Origin of the sequence: Streptomyces sp. NPDC057623, assembly GCF_042800355.1 — a bacterium.
GTDB lineage: Bacteria > Actinomycetota > Actinomycetes > Streptomycetales > Streptomycetaceae > Streptomyces.
The window spans coordinates 77515-89598 of the sequence record NZ_JBHVGZ010000014.1; the positions used below are offsets into that span (position 1 = coordinate 77515).

General features: G+C 71.1%; 9 protein-coding genes. 7 read left to right on the plus strand and 2 right to left on the minus strand.

What is annotated here, in order from left to right; all coding sequences use genetic code 11:
- Positions 1-2 precede the first annotated feature (2 nt).
- The 5 genes from ACFU95_RS17240 (at position 3) to cimA (ending at position 5461) form a co-directional block, all read left to right on the plus strand.
- Positions 3-1052 carry an agmatine/peptidylarginine deiminase gene (locus ACFU95_RS17240; protein ID WP_383828004.1) on the plus strand — a complete coding sequence of 350 codons (1050 nt, stop codon included), beginning with the start codon at positions 3-5 and terminating at the stop codon, positions 1050-1052.
- Positions 1053-1061: 9 nt separating this feature from the next.
- On the plus strand, positions 1062-1559 hold the full coding sequence (locus ACFU95_RS17245) for a hypothetical protein (protein WP_383828006.1): 498 nt from the start codon (positions 1062-1064) through the stop codon (positions 1557-1559).
- Positions 1556-2170, plus strand: a complete 615-nt coding sequence (locus ACFU95_RS17250; RefSeq protein WP_383828008.1) for a TetR/AcrR family transcriptional regulator — start codon at positions 1556-1558, stop codon at positions 2168-2170. Before ACFU95_RS17245 ends, ACFU95_RS17250 begins: the two co-directional genes overlap by 4 nt.
- Positions 2171-2283: 113 nt before the next feature.
- Positions 2284-3549, plus strand: coding sequence for a TolB family protein (locus tag ACFU95_RS17255; RefSeq protein ID WP_383828010.1), 1266 nt, complete (start codon positions 2284-2286; stop codon positions 3547-3549).
- Positions 3550-3856: 307 nt separating this feature from the next.
- Positions 3857-5461, plus strand: a complete 1605-nt coding sequence (gene cimA, locus ACFU95_RS17260) for a citramalate synthase (protein WP_383828012.1) — start codon at positions 3857-3859, stop codon at positions 5459-5461.
- Between the two features lie 24 nt (positions 5462-5485).
- Here cimA and ACFU95_RS17265 read toward each other — a convergent pair whose 3' ends face one another.
- Complete coding sequence (locus tag ACFU95_RS17265) at positions 5486-6169, minus strand: SLATT domain-containing protein (RefSeq protein ID WP_383828014.1); 684 nt, start codon at positions 6167-6169, stop codon at positions 5486-5488.
- A 194-nt stretch (positions 6170-6363) separates the two neighbouring features.
- On the opposite strand from ACFU95_RS17265, the gene ACFU95_RS17270 reads away from it, so the two are divergent.
- Together ACFU95_RS17270 and ACFU95_RS17275 are read left to right on the plus strand one after the other, a co-directional pair.
- Positions 6364-9609: a metallophosphoesterase gene (locus tag ACFU95_RS17270; RefSeq protein WP_383828016.1), complete on the plus strand. Its 3246-nt coding sequence runs from the start codon at positions 6364-6366 to the stop codon at positions 9607-9609.
- 114 nt (positions 9610-9723) lie between these two features.
- On the plus strand, positions 9724-11064 hold the full coding sequence (locus ACFU95_RS17275; RefSeq protein ID WP_383828018.1) for a hypothetical protein: 1341 nt from the start codon (positions 9724-9726) through the stop codon (positions 11062-11064).
- Positions 11065-11145: 81 nt separating this feature from the next.
- Here the strand turns inward: ACFU95_RS17275 and ACFU95_RS17280 are convergent, their stop codons facing one another.
- Complete coding sequence (locus ACFU95_RS17280) at positions 11146-11928, minus strand: S1 family peptidase (RefSeq protein ID WP_383828020.1); 783 nt, start codon at positions 11926-11928, stop codon at positions 11146-11148.
- Between the last annotated feature and the right edge of the window lie 156 nt (positions 11929-12084).

Here is a 12084-nt window from a genome sequence, read left to right on the forward strand (position 1 = left end):
CCATGTCTGCTGCCTCCGACGGCTTCCGTATGCCCGCCGAGTGGGCCCCGCACGAGCGCACGTGGATGGCCTGGCCGGGGCCGAACGTGACCTTCGAGGACCCCGCCGATCTCGTGGCCGCCCGCCTGGCCTGGGCGTCGGTGGCCCGTGCCGTGCGCCGCTTCGAACCGGTGACGGTGGTGTGCGGCCCGGGACAGTCCGAGGAGGCCCGGACGCTGCTCGGGCCGGGCGTGGAGACCGTCGAACGGGACCTCGACGACGCCTGGATGCGGGACATCGGCCCCACCTTCCTGACCGGCGGCGCCGGTGAACTCGCGGCCGTCGACTGGACGTTCAACGGCTGGGGCGCGCAGGACTGGGCCAGCTGGGAGCACGACGCGAAGATCGCCGCGCATGTCGGCGACCTGGCCGGCTCGACGCGGACGTACGCCTCGAAGCTGGTGAACGAGGGCGGTGCGATCCATGTCGACGGCGAGGGGACGGTCCTGCTCACCGAGACCGTCCAGCTCGGTCCGGAGCGCAACCCGCACTGGACGCGGGAGCAGGTGGAGACCGAGATCCACTCGATGCTCGGCACCCGCAAGGCGATCTGGCTGCCGCGCGGCCTGACCGGGGACTACCCCCCGTACGGCTTCGGCACCCTCGGCCACGTCGACATCGTCGCCGCGTTCGCCCGGCCCGGCGTGGTCGTCGCCCATGTGCAGCCGGACCCGGCGCACCCCGACCACGAGGTGACCAAGGAGACCGTCGGCCTGCTGAAGGGACAGACGGACGCGCGCGGACGGCGTCTGGAGGTCGTCGAGGTGCCCGCCCCGACCGTGCTGGAGGCGGACGGCCACTGGGCCGACTACTCCTACATCAACCACTACCTCTGCAACGGCGGCGTCGTGCTGTGCGGCTTCGACGACCCGCGCGACGAGATCGCGGCCGGCATCTTCCGCCGGCTGTTCCCGGAGCGGACGGTGACGCTCGTCGACGCCCGGACGGTCTTCGCGGGCGGCGGCGGCATCCACTGCATCACCCAGCAGCAGCCGAAGGCCGTGGTCAGGTAGAACGTACGGGTGAACGTACTGCTGCTCTGCACCGCCTGCGGACGTCGGCTCAGCGACCCGCTGCGCCTGCTGCCCGAGCTGCCCGCACGCCCTGAGCACGAAGGGCGGAAGAACGCCGACGGCTCGCGGCGCGCCCCGTCCACCGTGCCGCGCGGCACCTACTCGGTGGACCCCGAGCCGTCCGGGGCACCGTTCGTCGTGCACCCGGACCCGGAGTGGGCGGGCGCGGCGATCCCGGAGGTCAGCATGTCGGACCCCGACGGCGACGGGTTCCTGATGTCGGCCGGACCCCGGAACACGCTGGTGGTCCACCACGAGGACACCGTCGGATTCCTGGCGCCCAACCCCGCCCTGGAGGAGATCGGCTGCTGCGGCCCGCCCGGGCTGGAGGGGCCGAACTGGGTGTGTCCGGGGTGCGGGGCACAGGTGGCGACGTTGTTCGCCGACTGCTCCGGCCCGTTCGAGACGCACTTCCTGCCCGACGCCGTGCGGGTGACCGCCGTATGACCACCCCGGGAGCTCGCCGCCGTACCCCCGCCCCGCCCCGCGAGGACGTCCTCGCCGCAGCCATGGAGATGATCGCCGAGCGCGGCCTGGAGAAACTGACCATGGCCGCGCTCGGCCGTGAGGTCGGCATGAGCAGCGGTCATCTCCTCTACTACTTCCACTCCAAGGACGAACTGCTGCTGCGCACCCTGGAGTGGAGCGAGGGCCGCCTCGGCGCCGAGCGCGGCCGGCTGCTGACGCGGGCCTCCGCCTCGGTCCGCGCACGGATCGAGGCGTACGTCGACCTGTACGTCCCCGCGGGCCACCGCGACCCGCACTGGACGCTGTGGCTGGAGGTCTGGAACCGCTCGCAGAACGCCGACGGCGAGGCCCGCGACCGCCAGGCCGCGATCGAGGGCGCCTGGCACCGCGACCTGGTGGCCCTGCTGGCGGAGGGCGTGTCCAGGGGCGAGTTCCGGCGGATCGACCCGGACCGGTTCGCGGCGCGGCTGCGGGCCCTGCTCGACGGCTTCTCCATCCATGTGGCGATCGGGCTGCGGGGCACGGACCGGGCACAAGTTCTCGGCCACGTAAGGGAGTTCCTCGACGAAAGCCTCCTCGCGGACTCCTGAGCTGACGTCCTGGTTGTACGCAATATTGCGGATTGACCCTGTACCGCCTGGTGCGTTTGCCTCAGAGGGAGCTCTCGGACCGAGAACCAGCACCACCACAGGGGGAACAGATCTTGTACGCCAGCACACGCACCGCGCTCGCCACGGCCCTCGTCGCCGCGACGATGGCGTTCACGGCCACGTCGGTGAGCGCCGCGCCCCGAGTCCCGTCCACCGAGCGGATCACCGTCTCCGGCACGGGAGAACAGGGCACCGACTACGCCGCAGGTCCCCGGCTGAGCGCGAACGGCCGCTACGCCGCGTTCTCCTCCAACGCGCCGAACCTCGTGCCCGGCGACACGAACGGCGTGGAGGACAGCTTCGTCCGCGACCTGCGCACGGGCCGGTTGGAGCGGATCAGCGTCAGGTCCGACGGTACGCAGGCTGACGGCGGCACCCAGCCCATGGCCATCAGCGCCAACGGGCGGTACGTCGTGCTCGTCTCGACCGCCGACAACCTCACCGACTGGCCGGCCCCCAAGGAGTACTGGGCCCAGGACGTCTACGTCCACGACCGGGTCACCCACCGCACCGAGCGGGTCAGCACGACACCCGACGGCGGCTCGGCCTATGCGCACGGCGGCGCCGCGATCTCCGACGACGGCCGGTACGTCGCCTTCAACGCCCGCCCCATCCGGATGGAGTCCGGCCAGACGGTCATCTACCCCGCCGTGTACGTCACCGACCGCCGCGGCGGCACCGTGGAGCGGATCACCAACCGGGACCACCCGGAGTGGGGCTCGTACCACCTGGACATGAGCGCGGACGGGCGCTACGTGGCCTACGAGCAGTTCGGCCCGCGTGGCGGGGGCGGCGCCCTGCTGGTGCACGACCGCCGCACCGGCACCGAGGAACGGGTCGACGTCACCCCGCAGGGCACGCCCGCCCAGCACTACGGCCTGGACCCCTCGCTCTCGGCGGACGGCCGCTCCGTCGCCTTCACCTACCGCGGCGACGACCTGCTCCCGGACGCCACCGCGGTCAACACCAGCACCTATGTGCGCGACCTGCGCAATGACACCACCCGAGGCATCGCCCACGACGGCCCGGGCGGCCCCGCGGTCATCGCCGGCGCCGAGATCAGCGGCAACGGCCGTTACGTCGCCTACGGATTCAGGGCGGCGGACGGCCAGGACAACATCTACGTACGGGATCTGCGCACCGGCGCCTCCGTCCTCGCCAGCGAGGCGGTCACCGGCGGTCCCGTCACCGACGACAACGTCTACGCCACCTCGTTCGGCGGCGACGACAAGCTCCTGGGCATCGGTTCCAGCTCCGCCCAACTGGTCACCGGCGACACCAACGGCGTGAGCGACGGCTTCCTGCGCCGTCTGCGGTGATCAACGCACCGCTCGCATCCTGAGACGGAGGGTGAGGCCGGGGGCGGTCTGTGCCAGACTGCCTCCGTGCTCTCGTTCGCCATGATTATTGGCAGCAGGCGCGCCGGTCCGCAGTGACCACCACGTACGACCAGGTACGGGTGGACACCGTCGTCCTCGACCCGCGCGCAGACCTCTCGCACCCGCGAGAGGTTTTTCTGTTTCCCGGCCCACCCGCAGCCGGGCGGAGAGCGTGAGGGACCATAGGTGGGGGCGGTGGAACCGGTCATTCCGGTAGACCGAGATCCAACACAGGAGCCTTACGACCATGACGGTAACCAGCGAGCTCGACGACTCGTTCCACGTCTTCGACACCACCCTGCGCGACGGCGCCCAGCGGGAGGGCATCAACCTCACCGTCGCCGACAAGCTGGCCATCGCACGGCACCTGGACGACTTCGGCGTCGGCTTCATCGAGGGCGGCTGGCCCGGTGCCAACCCGCGGGACACCGAGTTCTTCGCTCGTGCCCAGCAGGAGATCGACTTCCGGCACGCCCAGCTGGTCGCCTTCGGCGCGACCCGGCGCGCCGGCGCCAAGGCGAGCGAGGACCCCCAGGTCAAGGCGCTGCTGGAGTCCGGCGCCCCGGTGATCACCCTGGTCGCGAAGTCCCACGACCGGCACGTCGAGCTCGCCCTGCGCACCACGCTCGACGAGAACTTGGAGATGGTCCGCGACACGGTGTCGTACCTGAGCGGGCAGGGCCGCCGCGTCTTCGTCGACTGCGAGCACTTCTTCGACGGCTACCGCGCCAACCCCGAGTACGCGAAATCCGTCGTCCGTACGGCCTCGGAGGCCGGCGCCGACGTCGTCATCCTCTGCGACACCAACGGCGGCATGCTCCCCGCCCAGGTCCAGGCGGTCGTCTCCACGGTCCTCGCCGACACCGGCGCCCGGCTCGGCATCCACGCCCAGGACGACACCGGCTGCGCGGTCGCCAACACCCTCGCCGCGGTCGACGCGGGCGCGACCCACGTCCAGTGCACGGCCAACGGATACGGCGAGCGCGTCGGCAACGCCAACCTGTTCCCGGTGGTGGCGGCCCTGGAGCTGAAGTACGGCAAGAAGGTCCTCCCCGACGGCCACCTGCGCGAGATGACCCGCATCTCGCACGCCATCGCCGAGGTCGTCAACCTCACCCCGTCCACGCACCAGCCCTACGTCGGCGTCTCCGCCTTCGCGCACAAGGCCGGACTGCACGCCTCCGCGATCAAGGTCGACCCGGACCTGTACCAGCACATCGACCCCGAGCAGGTCGGCAACACCATGCGGATGCTGGTCTCCGACATGGCGGGCCGCGCCTCGATCGAGCTCAAGGGCAAGGAGCTCGGCGTCGACCTGGGCGGCGACCGCGAACTGGTCGGCCGGGTGGTCGAGCGGGTCAAGGAGCGCGAGCTCAAGGGCTACACGTACGAGGCGGCGGACGCGAGCTTCGAACTCCTCCTGCGCGCCGAGGTCGAGGGCAGGCCGCTGAAGTACTTCGGCGTCGAGTCCTGGCGCGCGATCGTCGAGGACCGCCCCGACGGCACCCACGCCAACGAGGCCACGGTCAAGCTCTTCGCCAAGGGCGAGCGCATCGTCGCCACGGCCGAGGGCAACGGCCCGGTCAACGCCCTCGACCGCGCGCTGCGCGTGGCGCTGGAGAAGATCTACCCGCAGCTCGCCAAGCTGGACCTCGTCGACTACAAGGTCCGCATCCTGGAGGGCGTCCACGGCACCCAGTCCACGACCCGCGTCCTGATCTCCACGTCCGACGGGGCGGGGGAGTGGTCCACGGTCGGCGTCGCCGAGAACGTCATCGCGGCGTCCTGGCAGGCGCTGGAGGACGCGTACACGTACGGCCTGTTGCGGGCCGGGGTGACGCCGGCCGAATAGCCCGGCGGCTCGGCGGGCGGCGGGTCACAGGGCCGTGTCGCGCGGCCGGTGCGCGACCTCGCCGCCCCGGTCGCGCGCGGACGGCCGGTCCAGGCGGAACAGCCCTGTCGCCCCCGGCCGCTGACCGGCGTTGTGCGTCGTGGACCGGGTCAGTTCCTCGACGCCGTCCGCCAGGTAGCCGATCCAGGCCGCGCTCTCGTCCTCCATGATGCGCTGAGCCTCCGTCCGCAGCCGCTCCACCACCGCGAGCAGTGCGGCCTGTTCCTTGTCGCTGGGGGAGTCCGTCGTCCTCAGGAAGGCCTGGGCCCAGTCGGCCTGGGCCTTCTTCAGGACCTGCTGCAAGGCCATCTCGGTACGGATGTACCGCGTCCAGGACGCGGAGAAGCCGAAGATCCGGTCGAACAGGACACAGCCCGCGCCACCGGCCAGGAAGACGAAACCCCACTCGGGCTGCACGACGTTCGGGTCCGCCGCGTGCACCAGCGGTGTGAGGGTGCCGACGATGCCCAGGAGGGCTGCCAGGGCGCGCAGCGAGCGTGACCACAGGGACGGCCCCCGGCGCCGGGCGAGGTACCACTCGATCGCCGCGCTCACCTCGCTCTCCGCCTGCCGGAACAGCTCCCACAGCAGATCGGCCCGGCCGCGTGACCGGTCCAGCTCGGTCAGTTGCGACACCTTCATGTCCGCGGCTCTGCGCTTGCCGAGCATGCCCGCCCCCTGCCTCCACTGCGGCCGGCCGGCCGTGCGGCGCACGGCGGCAGGAAGGCATCGTATGCACTGCTCGGCCGGGTGTCGCCCTCAAGTGGCCGACGGGTCAGGGGGGTTGGGCCTGATGAGCGGTTTCTCCGCAGGTGTCGCGCGTAAGCTGGTGAGGTGCGTTGCCAGGGATGCGGGGGTGTTTTATGCGGATCGTCCACATCAGTGACTTGCACGCGAGGGCGGACTGGGAATCCGACCAGAACAAACTGCTCAAGGCCTTCCTGAAGGATGTGCGGGACTTCCACGAACGGACACCGGTCGATGCGGTGATCTTCAGCGGTGACCTCGCGTTCAGCGCCCGGCCGGAGCAGTTCGCCTTCGCCCGTGAGGCCCTGCTCGATCCGCTCCAGGAACTGCTCGGACTCGACCGCGACCGCATGATCCTCGCGCCCGGGAACCACGACGTCGACATCAGCAGGATCGACCAGTTCCAGGAGAACGGCCTGCTGTCCGGGCTGACCAGCCGGGACGCGGTCAACAGGCTCCTGGACGCCGAGAACCTGTCGGCCTACCTGGACCGCATGGCGCCGTGGGTCGAGTTCGTGGACGACTACTACACGGGCACGGACGTGGAGCGGATCTCCCCGCTGGTCACCGTGCACCGCTTCACCGCGGGCGGCAGCGCGGTCGCGGTCGCGTGCCTCACCTCGGCCTGGCGGGCGACCGGGGCGGGGGACGACGCGGACCGGGCCCACCTCATCGTGGGGGACCGGCAGATGACCCAGGCCACGGACACGCTCGGCGACGCCGACGTGAAGATCGCCGTGATGCACCATCCGCCGGAGTGGCTGGCGGAGTTCGACCGCGGCGACGTACACAGGGAGCTGGGCCGGTTCGACGTCCTGTGCACCGGACACGTCCACGTCGTCGACCCGATCGGCCTCGTCGGCAAGACGGGCGCCCTCATGCACAGTATGGCCGGTTCGCTCTACCAGTCGCGCGACTACCTCAACGCCTACAGCGTCGTCGACGTCGACCGTGCGCCCGCCCCGCACGCCTTCACCGTCCACGTGCGCAGCTACTTCGACAGCAGGGACGCCTTCGACGAGGGCCGCAACGTGGTGGCGGACGGCCGCCAGGTCATCGACTTCGCCGAGCCCTCCCGGCAGGTCGCCGCCGCCTCGCCGGAGGAGGGGGTCGTCACCCGCACCGCCGCGGACCTGGCCGCGGAGGGGCTCCTGGACGCCATACGGGAGCGGAGCCTGATCCTGGCCCCGGACCGGTGGCAGATGGACATGGACCGCCTGCTGGTCCCGCCGGTCATGCTGCATCTGCCGGTCGACCAGTACCTGGCGCTGACGGACCTGGAAGAGGGCAGGATCACGCCCGACGACCTGGTGGCGAGCCTGTCCGAGCACCGCCACTTCGTCATCGTCGGCGACGAGTACAGCGGCCTGACGAGCACGCTCCAGTGGCTGACGTACACGGCCTACCGCCTGGACGCCCAGTACGCCCCCGTGGTCATCGACTTCACCGCGGTGGAGAGCGGCGCGAACGGCGTCGACCGGGAGGTGCGCCATCAGCTGGCGTTGGCCGGGATCCCCACCGGGAAGCGGGACGCCCTGCCCCGCCTCGCGCTGGCCGTGGACAACGTCGCCCCGCTGTCCGAGAAGCGGCTGCGCAACCTGCTCAGGTTCATGGCGCAGCACCCCGAGAACATGTACATCCTCGGCTCCCGGACCACCGCCAGGCAGCGGCTCAGCGACGAGATGAGCCGCGAGGGCTGGACGTGCCGCGTCCGCTACATCGGGCCCTTCGGCCGTCGCGAACTGCGGGCCCTGGTGCGTCTGCTGCGCCCGGAGGAGAGCGACTCCGACGTGACCGCGATGCTCGACCTGCTCAGCCGCGGCAAGCTGCCCCGCACGCCCGCCATGCTGGCCGCCCTGGTCGCCACCGCCGGACAGGGCGACTGGACGGCCGGAGCCAACAGCACCGCCATCCTGGAGTCGTACCTCGGGCTGCTGCTGGGCCGTGACGACCCGAGCGTCGACCGCCGGTTCGAACTCGACTTCCGCGAGCTCCAGGACATCCTGTCCTGTCTGAACGAGCAGCTCACCCTGGAGGGCAAGGACGCCCTGCCCCGCATGGAGGCCGAACAGTTCCTGCTGGACTACTTCAAGGGGCTGGGCTGGTTCGAGCCCTCGGCCGCCGTCCTGGACGCGCTCATCGCCAAGCGGATCCTCTGCCAGCGCGACGGTCTGATCTACTTCTGCCAGCCCATGGTCCGTCCCCTGCTGGCGGCGTACCGCATGGAGGTCTCCCAGGAACTGCGGACACTGGTGCTGGAAAACCCCCTGGACTACGCCCAGGTGATCCGGCACGCGGCCGCGCTGCGCCGCAACGACGCCTCGCTGCTGCGCAAGGTCATGGACGGTTTCCGGGAGCTGCGCGAACGCCTCGGGGACGGCGCCAACGACCCGTTCTCGGCGTTGGCGGCAAGAGAGGGCTGGCGGGCGCAGGACGACACGGAGTCACTGCTGGACGAGTTCTGGCCCACGGACCTCGCGTACACGCCGACCACGCCGCCGCCCGAGATCCAGGGGGAACTCAACCTGGTGCTGGACGAGTTGCAGGACCAGGCCGACGCCGTTCGCACCATGGTCCAGGACAACCGTCAGGCCGGGGACGCCCATCGCTCCGACTTCGAGGTGTTCGTCGAGTGGCTCGACCTCCTCGCCGACGTGCTCCGCAGCAGCGAACTCGTCCGGGACCTGGATCTCAAACGCCAGGCGCTGCGGCTGACCCTGAACGGCTACGGCGTGCGGGCCGCTCTGATGGCCGACGAGTGGACGCGGCTGGACACCGGGCGGGGCATCCGGGAGGCGCTCTCGGAGGCCCTGGAGCGGCAGGAGATCCGCGAGGCCCTCGTGGACGGGCAGGAGGTGTCGGACGGAGAGTTCGACGAGCTGATGAGCAGGCTGGCACTGCTCTCTCCCGTCCTCGCCTCGTACGCCCTGCTCTCCCAGGTCCTGGTCAGCGGCAAGCTCTCCCGGCTGACGGCCGAGGCCCTCGGCCAGGAGGACTTCATCGAGCAGCCGGGGCAGGCGCTGATGGCCGTCCTGCTCATGCGGCGCATGGGTGACCGGGACTGGGTCCGTCATGCGTCGGCCGTCGTGAAACGGCACGGCGAGCGGGACGTGATCGGTGAGATCCTGCGGCTCTTCGTCCTGACCAGCTATGTCCGCACGGATCTCGGCCGGGAGGAACTGGCGGCGTACGAGTCCCTCATCGTCGACATCGCCGCCCAGCGCAAGGAGCTCCCGACCGAGGGGCCCTCGCCCGCGCGTGACTACCGGCGCAATCAGCTGGTGACGGGACTGCGCAACCGGCGTCTGCAGTTCCTCCAGCGCGGCGGCGACAGCGACGACAAGCGGATCGAGGCGTCCTGAACCCGTCGTAGCGCACATGGCGGGGTGTCGCGGCCGGTGCCGATGCCGGTCCCGGTGGGATTCCGGCCACCGGGACCGCCCCCTTTTCGCCGCCCATCAGGTAGCGTCGATGGTATGAGGACTCCGCTCTTCCGGGGCCTCATGCGCTTGCTGATCGTGCCGGTCGCCGCGACGGTCGCGGTGCTCACGGCCGGCGCGCCCGGCGCACATGCGGCCACCGACCTCTCGAAGGTCGCCGAGGCGTTGCGCGAGGATCCCGTCTACGTGGACCCCGCCGCTTCGGACCTGCTGTCGTCCGCGGACGCCGAGGCGCTCGCCGACAAGATCGAGGACGCCGACAAGCCCGTCTTCGTGGCCGTCCTCCCGGCCGGGGAGTCGGACGAGGTCTTCCGCAACCTCCGCACCGAGACCGGCATCACCGGCCTGTACGCCATCCGCAGCGGCGATGAGTTCGGCGCGGCGGCCGACCCCGTGGTGATGTCCAAGGACGCGGTGAACAACCTGGTCACGGCCGTGCGCGGCACGGACGATCCCAAGGCCCAGCTGAACGACTTCGTCGACTCCGCCCTGCGCAACGTGGGCGGCACGGCCCCCGCGAGCTGGAGCGACGGCGGCAGCGGCAGTGGTGTGGACGCCTCCGGGCTGATCGCCGCCGGCGCGGTGGTGGTGGCGGGCGGCGCGGGCGCGTACGCCCTGGTCCGGCGCACCCGGCGGCGCCACGAGGCGGAGCAGCGGGCGGCGCTGGAGAAGCTGCGGGTCGTGGTCGACGAGGACATCACCGCCTTCGGCGAAGAGCTGGACCGCCTGGACTTCCACCCGGCGGAACCCGGCGCCGACGACGCGATGCGTGCGGACTACGAGAGTGCCCTGGACGCCTACGAGCAGGCGAAGCGGTTCATGGACTCCGCCCGCAGGCCGGAGGAGGTCAAGGCTGTCACCCAGGCCCTGGCGGACGGCCGCTTCTCCCTCGCCCGGCTGGCCGCCCGACGCCAGGACCGTCCTCTTCCGGAGCGCCGCCCGCCGTGCTTCTTCGATCCGCGGCACGGCACGGCGGTGGCCGACGAGACCTGGACGCCGCCCGGCGGCGCCGCCCGCGAGGTCCCGGTCTGCGCGGCAGACCGCACCCGGCTGTCCGAAGGCCGCGACCCCGTGATCCGCGAGGTCGACACGGAGTACGGCCGCCGCCCGTACTGGGACGCGGGCCCGGCCTACGGCCCCTGGGCAGGCGGCTACTTCGGCGGCGGCATCCTCCCCGGTCTCCTCATCGGCACGATGCTGGGCAGCATGATGGCCGGGCCGGCCTACGCGGCCGACTACGGCGCGGGCTACGGCTACGGCGACGGCGGCTACGAGGGCGGCGACGTGTCCGGATCCGACTTCGACGCCGGGGACTTCGGCGGCGGGTTCGGCGGCGGGGACTTCGGCGGGGGAGGCTTCGACGGCGGGGGTTTCTGAGACCGGTGCCGGGAGGACGGCACGGGCCCGGCGTCCGAGGACACCGGGCCCGTGCCGCAGGCGTGATGCGGACCGCTCAGGTCAGAGAGAGGACGCGGCCGAGGCGATCGCGGAGGCGAAGGTCGAGACCTCGGTGTAGACGCCCGGCGCGTTCGGCCGGGCGCAGCCTATGCCCCAGCTGACGATGCCGACCTGGATCCAGGCGTTGCTCGCGTCGCGGCGGAACATCGGGCCGCCGGAGTCGCCCTGGCAGGTGTCGACGCCGCCCGACGGGAGGCCGGCGCAGATCTCCTCGTTCCCGATGAGCCCGCTGTAGCCGCTGTAGGCACGGCACTGGGCGTCGCTGACGAACGGCACGTTGGCCTTGAGCATGTAGCGCTGCTGGCCGCCGCCCTCGGTGGCCGCGCCCCAGCCGGCGACGGTGAAGGTGCCGGTGTTGTACTGCGTGGTGGTGGCGATCTTCAGCGTCGGCAGGTTGATGGGCTGGGCGAGCTTGATGAGCGCCCAGTCCTTGCCGTTGCCGTTGTAGCCGGGGGCCTGCAGCACCTTGGTGGAACGGACCTGGACACGGCCGCTGGTGGACTGGAGGTCCACGACACCGGCGGTGGCCGTGATGCTCGTGTTGTTCCCGGAGCCGCTCACACAGTGTGCGGCGGTGAGCACGATCTGCTGGGTGTAGAGCGCGCCGCCACAGCCCATGGAGAGCCGGACCATGAACGGGAACTCGCCCTGCGTGGCGCGGGTTCCGCCGACGACACGCGAGTCGGCGGCCTGCGCGGCCGAGACGGGCTGAAGGCTGGCGATCGCGAGAGCGGCTGCGCCGAGGGCCGCGCATCTCTTGAGCGCGGTGAGGAGCTTCTTCAACGTGATGCCTTCCGTGGGGGGTTGGACATGCGAACGTGGAGAGCGCTGATACGTCAGGGCATGCCGAACAGGGGAGGGCGTTGATGGGAACGCCTCCGCGTGACATGCGCCGGTCAATTCTGTTGCTGGATTATGTGGATCCTGTGCATGCACCGG

Coding starts and splice junctions, on each gene's coding strand:
- ACFU95_RS17275 (WP_383828018.1), top strand. CDS start 9,724: ATGAGGACTCCGCTCTTCCGGGGCCTCATGCGCTTGCTGATCGTGCCG.
- ACFU95_RS17265 (WP_383828014.1), bottom strand. CDS start 6,169: ATGCTCGGCAAGCGCAGAGCCGCGGACATGAAGGTGTCGCAACTGACC.
- cimA (WP_383828012.1), top strand. CDS start 3,857: ATGACGGTAACCAGCGAGCTCGACGACTCGTTCCACGTCTTCGACACC.
- ACFU95_RS17270 (WP_383828016.1), top strand. CDS start 6,364: ATGCGGATCGTCCACATCAGTGACTTGCACGCGAGGGCGGACTGGGAA.
- ACFU95_RS17250 (WP_383828008.1), top strand. CDS start 1,556: ATGACCACCCCGGGAGCTCGCCGCCGTACCCCCGCCCCGCCCCGCGAG.
- ACFU95_RS17240 (WP_383828004.1), top strand. CDS start 3: ATGTCTGCTGCCTCCGACGGCTTCCGTATGCCCGCCGAGTGGGCCCCG.